General features: G+C 71.5%; 12 protein-coding genes. 3 read left to right on the forward strand and 9 right to left on the reverse strand.

Features of this window, described 5'->3' with window-relative positions; genetic code table 11:
- Positions 1–148 precede the first annotated feature (148 nt).
- Both HUT12_RS02570 and HUT12_RS02575 read left to right on the forward strand, forming a co-directional pair.
- Positions 149–3,550: an SseB family protein gene (locus tag HUT12_RS02570; RefSeq protein ID WP_254876698.1), complete on the forward strand. Its 3,402-nt coding sequence runs from the start codon at positions 149–151 to the stop codon at positions 3,548–3,550.
- Positions 3,547–3,912 carry a hypothetical protein gene (locus tag HUT12_RS02575; RefSeq protein WP_176092353.1) on the forward strand — a complete coding sequence of 122 codons (366 nt, stop codon included), beginning with the start codon at positions 3,547–3,549 and terminating at the stop codon, positions 3,910–3,912. Before HUT12_RS02570 ends, HUT12_RS02575 begins: the two co-directional genes overlap by 4 nt.
- Positions 3,913–3,919: 7 nt before the next feature.
- On the opposite strand, the gene HUT12_RS02580 is transcribed toward HUT12_RS02575, so the two are convergent.
- The 3 genes from HUT12_RS02580 to acs form a co-directional block, all read right to left on the reverse strand.
- A complete protein-coding gene (locus tag HUT12_RS02580) occupies positions 3,920–4,852 on the reverse strand; it encodes an alpha/beta fold hydrolase (RefSeq protein ID WP_176092354.1) in 933 nt (310 codons plus the stop codon).
- Between the two features lie 121 nt (positions 4,853–4,973).
- The gene (locus HUT12_RS02585; RefSeq protein WP_131053506.1) at positions 4,974–7,376 is read right to left on the reverse strand and encodes an immune inhibitor A domain-containing protein; all 2,403 of its coding nucleotides are present in this window, start codon (positions 7,374–7,376) and stop codon (positions 4,974–4,976) included.
- Between the two features lie 284 nt (positions 7,377–7,660).
- On the reverse strand, positions 7,661–9,655 hold the full coding sequence (gene acs / locus HUT12_RS02590) for an acetate--CoA ligase (RefSeq protein ID WP_176092355.1): 1,995 nt from the start codon (positions 9,653–9,655) through the stop codon (positions 7,661–7,663).
- A 267-nt stretch (positions 9,656–9,922) separates the two neighbouring features.
- On the opposite strand from acs, the gene HUT12_RS02595 reads away from it, so the two are divergent.
- On the forward strand, positions 9,923–10,669 hold the full coding sequence (locus HUT12_RS02595; RefSeq protein WP_176092356.1) for an oxidoreductase: 747 nt from the start codon (positions 9,923–9,925) through the stop codon (positions 10,667–10,669).
- 19 nt (positions 10,670–10,688) lie between these two features.
- Here HUT12_RS02595 and HUT12_RS02600 read toward each other — a convergent pair whose 3' ends face one another.
- The 6 genes from HUT12_RS02600 to HUT12_RS02625 form a co-directional block, all read right to left on the reverse strand.
- Complete coding sequence (locus tag HUT12_RS02600; protein ID WP_176092357.1) at positions 10,689–11,492, reverse strand: HAD family phosphatase; 804 nt, start codon at positions 11,490–11,492, stop codon at positions 10,689–10,691.
- A gap of 353 nt (positions 11,493–11,845) precedes the next feature.
- Positions 11,846–13,117: a site-specific integrase gene (locus HUT12_RS02605; RefSeq protein WP_254877019.1), complete on the reverse strand. Its 1,272-nt coding sequence runs from the start codon at positions 13,115–13,117 to the stop codon at positions 11,846–11,848.
- On the reverse strand, positions 13,117–13,389 hold the full coding sequence (locus HUT12_RS02610) for a helix-turn-helix domain-containing protein (protein WP_111244776.1): 273 nt from the start codon (positions 13,387–13,389) through the stop codon (positions 13,117–13,119). The genes HUT12_RS02605 and HUT12_RS02610 overlap by 1 nt, the downstream gene beginning before the upstream one ends.
- A gap of 28 nt (positions 13,390–13,417) precedes the next feature.
- The gene (locus HUT12_RS02615; protein WP_176092358.1) at positions 13,418–15,193 is read right to left on the reverse strand and encodes a replication initiator; all 1,776 of its coding nucleotides are present in this window, start codon (positions 15,191–15,193) and stop codon (positions 13,418–13,420) included.
- Positions 15,193–15,459, reverse strand: a complete 267-nt coding sequence (locus HUT12_RS02620) for a hypothetical protein (RefSeq protein WP_176092359.1) — start codon at positions 15,457–15,459, stop codon at positions 15,193–15,195. Before HUT12_RS02620 ends, HUT12_RS02615 begins: the two co-directional genes overlap by 1 nt.
- The gene (locus HUT12_RS02625) at positions 15,456–16,175 is read right to left on the reverse strand and encodes a hypothetical protein (RefSeq protein WP_176092360.1); all 720 of its coding nucleotides are present in this window, start codon (positions 16,173–16,175) and stop codon (positions 15,456–15,458) included. The genes HUT12_RS02620 and HUT12_RS02625 overlap by 4 nt, the downstream gene beginning before the upstream one ends.
- Between the last annotated feature and the right edge of the window lie 64 nt (positions 16,176–16,239).

A 16,239-nucleotide genomic window follows, 5' to 3' on the forward strand; every position in this document is an offset into this window, starting at 1 on the left:
CCGCCTCCGTATCGTGTCGACTCCGGAACGGGATGTTATCGCCCCTCGGTGAACCGGGCGGACCGGCGACGGCCTGGCATTGTGATCTTGTGGACACCTTGTAGGTTGTAGGCGATACCTATGGCTGTGCCCGGGAGGAGGGGTGGCCGTGACCGACTGGGCGCCGGCCACCGAGGCCGAGGCGGCGATGCGGGACGCGCTACGCGGCAACGACCAGCAGTTGTACTTCCGCATCCTGTCCCGGGTCGAGCTGCTGTTGCCGATCTCCGCCCAGCCCGTCCCGGGCCAGGTGCCGGCGGGCTGGGGCACCTGGACGACCGGTGGCCGCACGCACGTGTTGGCGTTCACCTCCGCCGAGGCGATGCGGTCCTGTCTCGGTGACCACGCCGGGCCGAGCCGACGCTCCGGGTACGCCGAACTGGCCGCCGGCTGGCCGAACCACGAGTGGTGGCTGGCGGTCAATCCCGGCCTGCCGATCGAGGGCTACCTGCCCGCCTGGTTCGTCTCCCAGTTGTCCCGTGGCGACGTCCGGCTGCCCGGGCGCACGGTCGGCGCCCGGGCCCGGTTGGAACGGGTGGAGGCGCTGAACCGCTCGCGCGAGGGGCGAGCGTCGCACGGCACCCCGCCCCCTGCGACCGGCACCGCACGGTCACCCGGCGTCGGTCCCGATCGTCCGGCACCCTCCTCGCCGCAGCCGGTGGCCCCGGCGGCCTTCCAGTTGCCCGAGTCACCGGTGGCGGCGCCCGGCACGGTGGCCGGTCCGCACCAGCAGCAGCCCGGCGGTGGATCGCCGGGTCGACCTGACCTCGGTCGGGGCGCACCCGTCCAGGATTCCGTGCCCCGTCAGGAGACTCTCGGGAGCCGGCTCAGCGCCGTCGGCGGTGGCCGGGTGGAGGGTCCGGTCGGCGCGCCGCCGAGTCGGCCGATGCCGACACCCGGCGAGGAACCGACGGTCGCCGGTCCCGGCTGGCCGGGTACCCCGGAACGCGCAGGCCCGGCCGGCAACGGCCCGCCCAGCAGCGGCCCGCCCACCAACGGCCGGCCCGCCGACACCGGCAGCGGCCAGACGCCCAGGCGGTCCTTCTTCGAGCCGTCGAACTCCCGTACCGGCCAGCGCGCCGACCGGCTGACCGACCGGGCGACCCCGCCGTCCCGGCTGGCTGCCCGTGGCGGGCAGCCGTTCCCCCGGCGCGGGACGGCCGCTGATCCGTCCGCCGAGGGGAAGACCCGCGCCTTCGACTTCACCGGCACCGAGTCGGGTGCCCGCCCCGAGTCCGGTGGCGAGCCGACCCAGCAATTGCCGTCACCCGGCGGTGCGACGCAGGAGCCGACCCGGCCACTGCGGGTCTCCCCGCCGAACGGTTGGACGGCACCGGGTGGTCTCGCCGACAGCGGCGACCCCACCGAGGCGTTGCCCCCTCGCGGGCCGGCGGAGCCCACGGAGGAGTTGTCGGCCGCGGAACCGGTCTCCGGCCCGCCCGCGACCCGCCGTGGCTTCACCCCGATCGTCATCGAGGGCACCATCATCGAGGCGCGCGACCTCAGCTCGGTCGACGACGCCCCATCCCGGCCGCAGGGGTTCGCCACCTTCGCCGGCGCCGAACCGACAGTGCGTGTCCCGCCGGTCGAGGCCGACCCCACCATGCGGGTCCCCGTGTCGGAGGCCGAGCCGACAGTGCGGGTCCCGGTCTCCGAGGCTGAGCCGACAGTGCAGGTTCCGTCGGTGCAGGCGGAACCGACTGCGCAGGTCCCGCTGGTGGAGGCCGAACCGACGACATGGGTGCCCACGGTCGGGGCCGAGCCGACCGCGCCGGTCCGGACCGTCGAGCCCGAGACGACGGCCTGGGTCCCGACGGTGGAGCCGGAGACGACGGCCTGGGTGCCGACGGTCGAGGCCGAGCCGACCGTTCAGGTGCCGTCTGACGAGCCCACCGCCCGGGTTCCGTCCACCGCGCCGGAGACGACGGCCTGGGTCCCGACGGTGGAGCCGGAGACGACGGCCTGGGTGCCGACGGTAGGGGCCGAACCGACCGTCGAGGTGCCGTCTGCCGAGGCGGAGCCGACGGTGCGTGTCCCGGTCCCGCAGGCGGCGCCGACCGCCTCGGTTCCGCTGGTGGAGGCCGATCCGACCACATGGGTGCCGACGGTGGCGGATCCGACCGGATGGATCCCGACGATCGGATCCGAGCCGACCGCCGACGTGCCGTCGGTCGAGGCCGAGCCGACCGCCGAAGTGCCGTTGACCGACGCCGAGCCGACCGTCGAGGTCCCGTCCGCCGGGTCCGAGCCGACCGCCGATCTGGTGCCGGCGGGTTCCGAACCGACCGCCGAGGTGCCGCCGGTCGAGGCGACTGCCGACGTTCCGCTGGTCGGGTCCGAGCAACAGACCGTGCCGCTCCGGGGGACGATCCCGGAGTCGGCCATCGAGACCGAGCTGATCACGCCTCCGGCCTCGCCGACGGTCGCTCGGGCCGAGGTCTCCGAGTCGGGCGACGGGTCCGAGCCGACGGTGCAGAGTCCCGCCGCGACCACCCCGGACGCGGCATCCGTCGCCACGCCGCCGGCGGCCGGTGCCGAGTTCACGCCGGCCAACGACGTCGAGGTGAACCTGCTGGAGGCGGCGGAGGCGGGCAGCACCGACACGTTCCTCTCCACGCTGCTGCTGGCCCGGGTCCTGATGCCGGTGGCGGCCGACTCCGTCACGGGTACCCGACCGGGCGACCCGGGCTTCGTCTGGCCCACCGTGCAACTGGACGGCCAGACCTTCGTGGTGGCGTACACCTCGCCGCAGCGGCTGAGCGACCACACCGATCCGGCCGCCGCCGAGACGCTCCAGGTCCGCTTCGTCCAGCTGATCCGCTGCTGGCCGGACACGTCGTGGTCGTTCGCGGTGAATCCCGGTACGCCGGTCGGCGCCAAGCTGCCCGGCGAGCAGATCGTCGGGCTGGCCAACTGGGCCGCCGAGCTGGGGCTCGGTGACGACCCGGAGCGGGAGACCGAGTCGTCGGCCGAGCCGACCGTCTCGTCCAAAGGCCCACGGGAGGCCGCACCGGTCGTCGACCCGGTGCGGCCGATCGTGATGCAGAAGGCGATCGCACCCAGCCAGCTCGGCTACTACCTGGAGCGTGGCTACGACCGGGTCTCCGGCTTCGTCCACCGGGCCGGCGAGCTGGCCCATCTCGACACCCCGGCGAAGTTGCACGGCGCGCTCGGCCTCGACCATCCCGAGTCGCCCTTCGCCGCCGACGCCGAGCAGATCTACGTGCTGCGGTGGCCGGCGTACCGGCCGAGCCTCTACCGGATCCCGTACGGCGGGCAGAACGAGGCCGCCATGCGGGCGATGGAGGGCTGGGTCATCGAGCGTCCGCCGTTCCGGGGCAACGGTTTCGCCCCCGGCGAGAGTTCCGACGTGGTGGCCGAGTTCAAGGTGGACAGCGTCCGGCTGCCGCACGGCGCCCAGCTGCTGCGGATCGGCGCGGACGGCACCGAACGTCTGGTCGCCGTGCTCGACACCGACACGCTCGCCTGGCGACAGGTCGGTGAGCGGTGATGCGCGACGGCTACGTGGCCCGCTGGCGTGGCCGGGAGTACCAGGCCAGCCCGGACGGCGGCGAGATCCGGCTCTACCGGCCGGAGGCGGCCGACGGCTTCGAGGAGGTCCGCGTCGGCCGCCACGTCCGGGTCGTCCCGGCCTCGGAGGTCGAGGAACTGGCGTACGTCCGGACGACCTGCACCTGGCAGGGGCAGCCGTTCATCGTGCTCGCCGTGCACGACGGGTGGCTGCGGGTCGAGTACACCGGTGGTCGGTGGCCGGTCGCCCAGGCGATGCGGCTGGAAGCCTTCGACTTCGGTGTCTACCAGGGCTGGGCGCCGGTCGGTGAGGTCACCGACGTCCGCGAACAGCGGATCTGAGCACCGGTCAGGACTTCGTCCAGCGCAGGACCTCGCCGAGCACCAGCTCCGGCGTCTCCAGGTGCGGGAAGTGCCCGACGTCGTCCAGCAGCCGCCACTCGTACGCCGCGCTGACATAACGCCCCGACCCCTGGGCGGTACGCGGCAAAGAGGCCACGTCCAGCGCGCCGTGCAGTTGCAGGGTGGGGGTGACCAGGGGGCGCTGCATCAGCTTGACGAACCGGTATCCGTGCAGCCGCAGCACCGACCGGAACGCCCAGCGGTAGCCCTCCAGCGCGCAGAACGCGGCCTGCGGAATCCGCATCGCCTCCCGGTAACGGTGGGCGTACCCGGCGAACTCCGGGCCGCTCACCCAGCGGGGTCCGCCCCAGCGGCGCAGGATCTCCTCCACCGCCCGCGCGTCGTCCCGGGTGAGGACGTGCTCGTAGCGGGGCATCTGGAACCTCAGCGCGGGTGTGGAGGCGGCGAACTGGCCCCGTGGGTCGGCGAAGATCCCGGCGCGCAGCCGCAGCGGGTGCGGTGCGCCGAGCACCACCAGCCGGCGGACCAGGTTGGGATGGAACGAGGCCACCGTCCAGGCGATCATGCCGCCGGCACCGGCACCGACCACGGTCGCCGACCGTTCACCCAGCGCGCGGATCAGGCCGGCCACGTCGGCGGCGAGGGTGTAGCCGTCGTACCCCCGGGGTGGTTTGTCGCTGGCGCCGTAGCCGCGCAGGTCGACGGCGACGGCGCGGAACCCGGCGTCGGCGACCGCCGGCAGCATCTGCTGCCAGGCCCACCAGTGCTCGGGGAAGCCGTGCAGGAAGAGCACCATCGGACCGGTGCCCGCCTCCACGACGTGGAACCGGCTGCCGTTGGCGCCGACGAACCGGTGCGTCCACGGTCCCTCGGTGAGGACGCAGGATTCGTCGATGGCATCGCCACGCTGCTCGGTCATGACCGACAGCCTATGACCTCGCCGCCGTCGGCCCCGGTGGGCCGACCGGACCACCGGCCCGGCAGGGGCGACGCCCCGGGCAGATGGCCTGCCCGGGGCGTCGTCGTGTCAGGTCGGCGGCTCAGGAGAACCGGACCTTGGTGTAGATGCCGTCCTGCTCCATCACCTTGATCTTGGTGCCGGTGGCCGGGAGCTTGACGCCGTGGTTGGGCAGCTCCGGGAACCAGTACTGCTTGGTGTCGTCGAACAGCGGCTGCGCGGCCTGACCCCGGATGTACTGGGGCTGGCTGTTGAGGTGCAGCGTGAACGAGTCGGCCTTCTTGAGGCTGAACGGCGCGTCGTAGACCTGGATCCGGGCCCGCCAGGGCTGACCCGTCAGGTTGTAGATCGGCCGGGGGCGGGAGTCGATGATCAGGTTCCGGCCCTCGCCCGGGTGTGCGAACGTGTCGTTGTCCGACCACCGGGTGTTCCAGTACGAGATCAGCAGTCCCTCCTGGTACGCGTAGTGGTCCACGAAGTCCGGCTTGGTGTTGGCGTACCCGAAGAAGTACGGACCGGTCTTGAGGTACTTGTCGTACGAGATGTACTGCCGGGTCCCGGCGATGTAGTAGTTCGGGAAGCTGCGGGTGTACGTCTCCTCGACCACCTCGAACCCGCCGGCCAGCGTCCAGCCGGTGGCACCGTCCTCGGCACCATCGACGAGGACCGTCTGCCCGTCGGCGGTCAGGGTGATCGCGTCACCGAAGAACCCGCCCTCGGCGACCGCCCCGTCCGTCTGGTAGCGCAGCCGGAACCCGACGGTGTTGCCGGCCACCGAGTCCAGCGGGACCTGCACGTCCACCCACTCGCCGTCGGTGCTGCCGTCCAGCGCGTACCGGCCGGGGGAGATCTCCTTGAACGGCCGACCGTCCGCGGTGCCGGGCTGCGGCGTCCAGGTCTGCCCGCCGTCGGTCGAGGTCTCGAAGAACAGGTAGTCGTAGTCCGCCTCGATGCTGTAGCGGCCCTTCAGCGAGACGCTTGCCGACGACGCCCCACTCAGGTCGAACGTCCTGGTCAGGGTGCTGTTCAGGTCGTCTGCGTTGCCGGAGAAGAACTGCTTGTCGCCCTCGAACGGCGCCCCGTTCTCGAACGTGTACTCCCGCTCGGGCAGCACCACCACGGCGGCCTGGGCCTCCTTGGTGTTGTACTCCTGTGGACCGAGCACCAGCGTGCGCTTCTGCCCGGCCACGATCACCTCGTAGTCGAGCCAGCCGAGCTGGAGCTTGTTCCACGCACCGAGGTCACCGCCGCGCTCGCCGATGCCGCCGTCGTTCTTGGCGCCGAGGCGGCTCTGGGCCATCAGGGTCCAGTGCTCGTTGTTGTTGTCGCCGCCGCTGATGACGTTGTAGTCGTCCGGCAGGCCGAGGTCGTGGGCGTACTCGTGGTAGAAGACGCTGCGACCCCCGTTCTCCGGCTGGATCGTGTAGTCACCGATCCAGATCCCGGTGTCGCCGATCTGGGTGCCGCCGGCCGGGAAGTTCGGCGGGCCGGTGCGTCCCTGGTCGGAGGCGTACGCGTACCAGCGGTGGCTCCAGATCGCGTCCTCGCCGTAGATCGGGTCACCGTCGGCCATGTCGCCACCGGCGTGCACGATCTGGAAGTGGTCGATGTAGCCGTCCGGCTCGTTGAAGTCGCCGTCGCCGTCGTAGTCGTACCGGTCCCACTGGTCCATCGCCCGCACGTCGGCGGCGATCTCCTCGTCGGTCCGTCCGGCCGCCTTCTGGTCGGCGACCCACTTGTTGGCGGCGTCGCGCACCAGCGCCCAGACGTTGTTGCAGACGATCCCGTCGCACGGGTAGCCGCTGGAACGTCCGTACCGGGCCTGGTTGTAGTTGACCTTCACCCAGTCGGTGACCACACCGTCGACGCTGTAGCGCCCGGAGGACTGGGCCTCGTAGTACTGCTTCACCGACTCGTCGCCGGGGCCGGTGCCGAAGTAGAGCTTCCGGAAGTGGTCGGCGTCGTAGTCCGGCTGCCAGACGGTGGAGTTGTCCACCCGGCGGTCCGGCTCCGGGATCTCGTTGTGCCCTGGTCCGTCGAACCGCGCCGGGCCGGGGGTGTCGGGGTCGGTGTCCTGGTCGGGGTAGTCCGGGTGCCGCTCGTTGCCGAACTCGGCGAGGATCACGAAGATCCGGTCGGTCTTCTCCCGCGACAGTTCGACGTACTGCTTCTCGGTCGGGCCCTTGCCGCCCTTGGTGGTCTTGGCGTTACGGCCGGCCTTGCCACCCTTGGTGGCCCGCTCGCCGACCTTGACCACCGTGCTGCCGTTGATCCGCTCCGCCTCGGCCCGGCCCGAGAGAACCTCGCTCAGACCCTGCTCACGCAGGGCGCGACGCTTGTCCTCCAGCGGGTTCGGCAGGTCGTGTTCGGCGTGGGCGGGCTCCGCGATCGACTGGGCGGACGCCGGCGCCGTGGCAGGCGCGGCGGCGGCGGAAGCGCCGACCGTCAATCCTGTCGCGGTCAGCGAGAGCCCGAGCAGACCCACTGCGACTTTCCGCACGTGGTACCTCCGGATTGAGGGAACCGGCCCGTCGGGGGTTGTGGACCGGTGAAATAGGCCCCTACGGATGGGGCCACTGGTGAACATAGGCACTCGTGGGGCCAAAGGGGAAGGGGTGTGCGTCGATTTTGTGGCACCGAGTTGTTGGCAGGCGTTTTCACTGTCACAGCCCTCGGCGGCGACCACCCGACGTCCGCGCAGGTCCGGACAGACATCGACGGGTGGCGGTCCGCGTCGGACCGCCACCCGTCGAGTGGTACGCCTATCCGTCAGTCCTCGTCGGACTTGCCCCCGCCCATGCCGGAGGCGATCAGGTCCATCACCGACGAATCCTGCAACGTGGTGACGTCGCCCAGCGACCGGTTCTCCGCCACGTCCCGCAGCAACCGACGCATGATCTTGCCGGAGCGGGTCTTCGGCAACTCCGGCACCAACATGATCTGTCGCGGCTTGGCGATCGGGCCGAGCGTCTTCGCCACGTGGTTGCGCAGGTCGGCGATGAGCTTCTCACCGGCGTCACCGGCGGTGTCGATGCTGCCGCGCGGGATCGCGAACGCCACGATCGCCTGCCCGGTCGTCGGGTCGGTGGCGCCGACCACCGCCGCCTCCGCCACCGACGGGTGCGACACCAGCGCCGACTCGACCTCGGTGGTGGAGATGTTGTGCCCGGAGACCAGCATGACGTCGTCCACCCGGCCGAGCAGCCAGAGGTGCCCGTCGTCGTCCCGCTTCGCCCCGTCACCGGCGAAGTAGACCCACGGGTCGTCGGCGTTGCCGCTCACCCCGGCGCCGAAGCGGGACCAGTACGTCTCGATGAACCGGTTGTCGTCGCCCCAGATGGTGCGCAGCATCGACGGCCACGGCTCGCGCAGCACCAGGTACCCGCCGCCGCCGTTCGGCACCGACTGGCCCTGGTCGTCCACCACGTCGGCGATGACGCCCGGCAGCGGCGTCATCGCCGAACCCGGCTTCGCGGCGGTCACCCCGGGCAGCGGCGAGATCATCATGGCGCCGGTCTCGGTCTGCCACCAGGTGTCCACGATGGGCAGTTCACCCCGTCCGACATGCTGCCTGTACCACATCCAGGCCTCGGGGTTGATCGGCTCACCGACGCTGCCGAGCAGCCGGAGCGTGGAGAGGCTGTACTCGGCGGGGATCTCGTCGCCCCACTTCATCATGGTGCGGATCAGCGTGGGTGCCGTGTAGAGGATCGTCACGCCGTACCTGTCGACGATCTCCCAGAAGCGGCCCTTGTGCGGGGTGTCCGGGGTGCCCTCGTACATGACCTGGCTGACGCCGTTGGAGAGCGGACCGTACACGATGTAGGAGTGGCCGGTCACCCAGCCGATGTCCGCCGTGCACCAGTAGACGTCGCTCTCCGGCTTCAGGTCGAAGACCGCGTGCGAGGTGTACGAGGTCTGGGTCAGGTATCCGCCGGTGGTGTGCAGGATGCCCTTCGGGCGGGCCGTGGTGCCGCTGGTGTAGAGGATGAACAGCGGGTGCTCGGCGTCGAACGGCTGCGCGGCGTGCTCGGTCGACGCCTGCTCCACCGTCTCGTGCCACCAGTGGTCCCGCTCCGACCAGCCGACCTGCTCGCCGGTCCGGCGTACCACCAGCACGTGCTCCACCGACGGGCAGTTCGCCACCGCGTCGTCCACGGTCGGCTTGAGCGCCGACGGCTTGCCCCGGCGGTACCCGCCGTCCGCGGTGATCACCACCTTGGCGGTGGCGTCCTGGATCCGGTTGGTCAGCGACTCGGCGGAGAAGCCACCGAAGACCACGCTGTGCGTCGCGCCGATCCGGGCGCAGGCCAGCATCGCGACCGCCGCCTCCGGGATCATCGGCAGATAGATCGCCACCCGGTCACCGGCGACCACCCCGAGGTCGGTGAGGGCGTTCGCCGCCTGGCACGTCATCCGGTGCAGGTCGGCGTAGGTGATGGTCCGGGTGTCGCCCGGCTCGCCCTCCCAGTGGATCGCCACCTTGTCGCCCCGGCCCGCCTCGACGTGCCGGTCCAGACAGTTGTACGCCACGTTGAGCTGCCCGCCGACGAACCACTTGGCGAACGGCGGATTCGACCAGTCCAGCACCTGGTCCCACTGCTTCGCCCAGGTCAGCCGCCCGGCCTGGCGCTCCCAGAAGGCCAGCCGGTCGTTCTCGGCCTCGACGTACGCGTCCGCGGTGACGTTGGCGGCGGCGGCGAGTTCGGCCGGCGGCGGGAACTGGCGCGTCTCGTTCAACAGATTGGCCAATGCCTCGCTCATGCGGTGACTCCTCGTCGCTCGGGGTGACCTGCCTCTCTCCCGGGCAGGTTAGCCGGGGTGGACGCGCCAGGCGACCGATCTCGTCCGCCCTAGTCGCCCAACGGCCTTCCCCACGCGCCGAGATGTAAGGAAGGGCACCTTATTAACGCCTCGTGCATAGGAAGGGTCCCTTCCTAACACCTGCGGCACAGCATCGACGCACCTGCGGCAACCCCGCCGCCGCCGACTCGTGCTCGACGCGGATCGCCGGGTCGATAGCGTGACAGGGTGACTGCCGACCCGCTCGCGCCGCTGCTCGACCTCGCCGACGTCGCCGACGCCGTCGCCCGCGCCCGCGCCCGCTTCGACCAGGCGCTCGGCCACCGCGCGTTACGCCGGCACGGCGGCCAGGTCGTGGCCGAGGTCGGCCTGCGGTCCGCGGTGGCCAGCGCCGGCCTGGAAGGCCGGCCGCACGACCGTGAGGTGGTACGCGCCGGCACCGTCACCGAACCGGTCCTCCAGGGCGCCCTGCGCGTCGCCGGTGCACTGCCCGGGCTGATCGACCTCTGGCCCCGAGCGCCCCGGCAGGTCCTCGCGAAGCTGCACGTACTCGCCGCCCGCGACATCGTCGACCAGCCCGACCTGGGCCGCCCGGTCGACGACCCGGTGGTGGCCGCCCGCCTCGACGCCCTGGCCGGGCTGGTGGCCGGCGGCACCCAGGTCACCCCGCTGGTGCTCGCCGCCGTGGTGCACGGGGAACTGCTGAACCTGCGCCCGTTCGCCGGCCCCTCCGGCGTCGTGGCCCGGGGCGCGGCCCGCCTGGTGCTGCTCGCCAGCGGCGCCGACCCGCGTGGCCTGCTGCCGGTCGACGTCGGGCACCGGGAACGCGAGCCGGAGTACGTCGGAGCGGCCGGAGCCTTCGCCACCGGGACACCCGACGGGCTCCGATCGTGGCTGCGCCACTACATGTCCGCCGTCGAGGTGGGCGCCGACCAGCTCACCGCCATCGGCGACGAGGTCCTGGCGGCTGCTTGACGAGGATGGCGGGCGGGGATCAGGCCGAGCTGCCGGCGCGGGTCCGGCGGTGCCGCCCGTACCAGGCGATGCCGATCGCCACCCCCACGCCCACGCCGAGCGCGGCTGCGGCGACCGGGACGCCCGGCCGCTCCCGCAGCCGCCGACCCAGCGGGATCGGGTGCCGGAACTCCAGCACCGGCCAGGCGTTCTCCACCGCGAGCTTGCGTAGCTGCCGGTCCGGGTTGACCACGCTCGGATGACCCACGCACTCCAACAACGGCCGATCCGTGTACGAGTCGGAGTAGGCGTACGAATCGGCCAGGTCGTACCCGCGCACCTCGGCCAGCTCGCCGACCGCCTCGACCTTGCTCGGACCGGCCGCGTAGAACTCGACCTCGCCGCTGTACCGCCCGTCCACCACACCCATCCGGGTGGCGATCACGTCGGTGACCCCGAGCAGCGCACCGATCGGGCGGACCATCTCCTCGCCGGAGGCGGAGACCAGCACGACGTCCCGCCCGGCCGCCTGGTGCTCCTCGATGAGGGCGGCGGCCTCGGCGTACACGTAGGGGTTGATCAGCTCGTGCAGTGTCTCCGCGACGATCTGGCGGACCTGCTCCACCTGCCAGCCCTTGCACAGGGTGGCGAGATAGTCCCTGGTTCTGGCCATGGTCTGCTCGTCGGTGCCGCCCAGCCGGAACATCAGCTGCGCGTACGCCGACTTGACCACGTCACGCCGGGTGATCAGCCCGTCCCGGTAGAACGGCCGACCGAACGCCAGGGCGCTCGACTTGGCGATGACGGTCTTGTCCAGATCGAAGAAAGCGGCACTTCGGCCCACGGCGCGAAAGTCTAGCCCGATGGTCTATCGTCGGCGGATGCCCGGGGGCCAAGGACCGTGCGGACCTGCGGGTCGGCCTCCCCGCTGCCTGCGAAGAGTGACTGCACTCACACTCTGCGAAAAGGAATCTGCGGGGAGTGGAGGCTACACCACTCGACGTACACAGGTCCGCTCAGGCAGACTTGTTGGCAGGACGAGTATTCACATCTCGTACAACCGGCAGACTCTCGGCGGTTGCACCCCCCGTAACCGCTGAGCGGGTTCGGCTCGACCCCCCCGGAGCCGAACCTCGACGACCCCCGTCTCCCCCCGACGGGGGTCGTCCCTTTCCCGTGGGAACGCTCCGCCCCAGTTCACAGGTCGTCTCCGATCTCGTCATCAGCCTCGTCCGGCGCGGTTTCTCCCGTCGGAGGCAGCAGAGAGGCAGCAGGGCCGTCGAAGGCCGCCAGGACCCGGGCGGCGTAGTCGTCCGGAGTGTGGGTGTAGCGGTTGAGCGTGGTCGACGCCTGCTCGTGGCCCATGACCCGCTGCACGAGGTTGATCGGCACGCCGTCGGTGACCAGCCAGGTGGCGTAGGCGTGCCGCAGATCGTGGAACCGCATCCCGCCAGCAGCTTTGGCCGCAACGTAGGCAACGGCTTCCCTCTCGGTGGTGAATTCGGCCGACCACTCGATGCCTTCCCGGTCGGGCCAGACGGCCCGGTACCGATGCGGGCCGGTGTCGACGACCTGACCGAGCAGGCCGGCGCGGACCAGCGAGGGCAGCCAGACGCGACGGCGGAAGTTCGACCGGCGCAACGGTCGGCCGACCCGGTCCCGGAAGACCAGCGTGCGCGGGTCCGGGTTGTCGGCGGCGGTGTGCAACTGACGCAGCGCGTCGACGAGGAAGCCGGGCAGCGGCACGGTCCGCACTCCGGCGCGACTCTTCGGGTACGGGCGCAGCACGATCCCGCCGTGCGTCTCCTCGGCGACCTGGACGACGCGCAGCGATGCCCGGTCGAGGTCGACTGACGACCAGGTGAGCCCGGCGCACTCGCCCCAGCGGAGCCCGGCCCCGGCGGCGGTGCAGACGATGGCCCGGTGACGGGATGGGACGGCCGGCAGCAGCTTGCCGAAGAAGTTCTCCCGGCTGATCGTGATCGGCTTGACCTCCCGCGTCCGGTCCCGGGGCAGCTTGACGCCCTCGGCGGGGTTGACCGCGATCAGCCGCGCCTGCACAGCGGTTCGCAGGATCATCGACAGCAGTTGGTAGCACTTGCCCACCGTGGCGGGAGCGAGGTCGCGTCCGAGCCCGGTCACCCACTCCTGCACCGACATGAAGTCGACCTTCCCGAGCGGCCAGTCACCCCACTTGGGCAAGACATGAGCCCGGAGCAGGGACACGGTCCGTTCCGTGGTGCGCGCTTCGACCGAGCGGGTGGCGAGCCACTGCTGAGCGAAGTCACCGACGCGGGTACGGCCGGCGTGCGGGTTGACGTAGGTGCCCCGATTGAGGCTGCCTTCCATCTCCACCAGGTAGGCACTGGCCTCCCGCTTCGTGCGGAAACTCTTCGACTTCTGCTGGCCGGCGGGGTCACGCCAGCAGGCGCGGAAGGTGCCGGCCGGAGTCTTGCGGACGAAGCCCATCAACGCCCCCGACCGTGCTCGGTGCCGGTGGCGGCGGGTCGCTCGGTGACGCCGTCCAGCCAAGCATGGAACCGGGTACGGGGAATCAGCCAGCGGCCCCCGAGGCGGGTTGCGGGGATGGTGCCGGCGCGCACGAGGGCGTACGTGCTGCCGAGCGAGATGCCCAGCAACTTGGCGACCTCCCGAACGGTGTAGGTGACCGGCGCGACGACGACCGCCCCGGAACGAGGGACGAGCCGAACGACCGGAGCCGGGCGGGCGGTGGTGCTCATGACGAGTGACCTCCTCAGGTCTGTCGGGTCAGGCGACAGCCGGCACAGCGCCGGCCGGGGTGGTGCCGAGTTCGTGGGCGAGTTCCTCGCGGCCGGCGGCTTGTCGCTCTCTGGCCATGGCGGCGGCGGTGTTGGCGAGGAGCGCGTCACCGGTGGTGTGCCAACCGGCACCGGCGAAGGTGAGGGTGCCGACGATCAGGGTGGTGTCGTCGTCGACGAGCGGGCCGCCGACGGCCGGGTGCCCGTGTTCCTCGCGCTGCCGGTGGGCACGGCGGGTGTCGCGCAGGAGCTGGAAGGTGACGGAGTACCGCCGGGCCTTGGTGAGGAAGTGGCCGCCGAAGCCGAGCATGTGCGCCCACCGGCGCAGTCGGGCGTACGGGTTGGCGGTAGCCGGTTTCGTCGATTCGGTGTCAAGGGCGGATTGACGTCGGGCGACGCAGACCGGGCAGGCGGCGTAGCGGGTGTGGGTGCCGCAGTCGGGGCACTCCCAGCGCGGGACGAAGCCGGGCCGGGGCCGGTGGTCGCGGGGCCGCTGGGACAGCGGTACGGGGGTGCCGGTGGGTCGGCCGAGTCGCCAGCAGGCGTCGATGAGGCGGGCGGTGTGGTCGCCGTCGGGGCCGGCGTGGTCCCCGATGGTGTCGGCGGTGAGGCGGGTGGAGCGGTGCCCGGTTACCTCGGTGCTCTTGGTGGCGTACTTGGCAAGGTAGCCGGCGACCATGCTGTCAGTGACCTCACCGTGGCCGGTGAGGGTGATGGGCCGGATGTCGAGCTGCTCGCCCCAGGCGATCGGCCAGCCGGCGGGCTGGTCGGGGTGGTCGGGGGTGGTGAAGGCGACCTGGGCGGCGGCGTGCCGGAGCGAGTCGACGAGGTCGTCAACGGTGAACGCGTCCGGCGGTGGGACGACGGCGGCCGGGTCGCCGGGGTCGACGCCGTCCAGGCGAACGAGGGCGTGGAAGTGGACCGCGCCGCGTGCTTGGAACTCTGCCGCTTTGCCGTGCGACAGCCGAACCGGTGGGACCGTCCGGATGTTGCCTGAGGCGGTGGTGACCTGGACGCGCGGGATGCCGCGGCGACGGGCAAGCTTGGCAAGGTGCCGTTCCGCGGCTTGTTTGGTGCGGTGCCACAGCTCGCCGGAGAACAGGTTCCAGACGACCTGGTGGTCATGGTCGTAGCAGTCCAGGCACAGCGGCTGACCGAGCGCGGCGTCACCGGGCTCGTGTCGTGCCCAGCAGACGGCGGGGCGGCCGTGTGGGCAGTGGCCGGCGGTGGGGTCGTCGGCGCGGCGAGCGTGGCAGGGGTCGGGGCGGCAGTCGCAGCGCTTGCGGTCCCGGCAGGTGTGCTTGCGGACCGCGCGGACGTGGACCGGCCCGAAGGATGGAGCGGTGAAGGTGGGGAACACGGCCGGGTGCTGGGTGACGGTGTCGGGGACACCCTTGCCACCGACGAGGCCGGCGCGCAGGAGCTGGTACGCGTCGCGTTGGTAGGTGCGGGCGCAGGAGGGGCAGACGGCGGCCCGCCGGTTGCCGCAGGCGGTGTAGATGACCGCGTCGGGCATACCGTCGGTGTGCCGCTGCTCGACGACGCGCCCGGTGCCAGGCTCGACGGTGAGGAGCTGGCCGGCGAGCCGGATCGGTCGGGTACAGCCACCGGCCGCGCGGACATGTTCGATCCAACCGAAGTAGTCCGGTCGGGTGGCGCGGGCGAAGGCAGCCCCGGCGGCGGTGTAGTCGTAGACGATGGTGTCGGCGTTCGAGCCCACCCCCCGGGCCGAAGCGCGGGGAGTGAGGTCCAGCGTCGAGGCCATCAGACCGCGATCCCGTTCGGGGCGCGGGTGGTGATGGTGCGTTCGGTGACGATGACCCGGCAGGCGCCGCACTGGCGCTTGGCCGGCTCGTGCCGACGGCACGGGATCAGGACGGTCTGTCCACCGCAGCGGACGGTGACCGGAGCCCGGCAGGGTCCGCCGGGAATGACGTCGACGATGGTGCGCCGGATGTCGTACGGGTGCCCCTCCGGGTGGACGGGGCAGGTGTGGACGATCTGTTCGATGTCGACGAGGTAGATGGTCATCGGGCACCACCGCTCAGGGTGGTCAGGAGTTGCCCGGCGGTGGCCGGGGCGATGTCGAGCCGGTCGGCCAGCTCGGCGGCGGTGATGGGTGACCCGGTGTTCTGCTCGTGCTGTGCTGCGGCGAACCTGGCCATGGGCAGGAGGTGGGTCGGCACCTCGACCGGCTCCGGCTCGGTGGCCGGGATGGTGGGCTGGATGGCCGGACGGGATTGCGGGTCGGTGGCGATGGCGGCCGGCGGTGCCGGTTCGGTGGTGACCTGCTCGGCAACCTGAGCCCGGATCGGTTCGGCCGGTTCGACAACCGGCGTGGTCGGGTTGTCGCCCTTGGCGGGCGCGAGGACGAGTTTCACCAGGGCCATGAAGGCCAGTGCTGGTACGGCCGAGAGCAGCCAGCCGGAGACGCCCGGCTTGGCGACCGCGAGTTGTGCGGCCAGGGAGAGGCCGGCGGCGGCGATGAGCAGGAACAGCGGGTAGCCGATGGGAGCACCGACCCGGCGTCGACGCCGAATGGTCAGCAGGCAGGCGATGGGGACGAGTTCGGAGATGACGGCGTTGGCCCAGCCGAACCACTCGCCCGTTCCCGCCGGGGAGTTGTCGAGGGTCCAGTCCTTGACGTGAGTGAACGAGGCGGCACCGGCGAATCCGGCGACGGTGAGCAGGATGAGGACCAGGACGACACCTTCGATTCGGGTGCCGGTGGTGGGCTGACGGTTCATCGCACACCGCCCATGTAGGCCATGGCGATGCCGATGAGCAGGATGACGGCGAAGGTGATCAGGA

The organism is Verrucosispora sp. NA02020, assembly GCF_013364215.1.
GTDB lineage: Bacteria > Actinomycetota > Actinomycetes > Mycobacteriales > Micromonosporaceae > Micromonospora.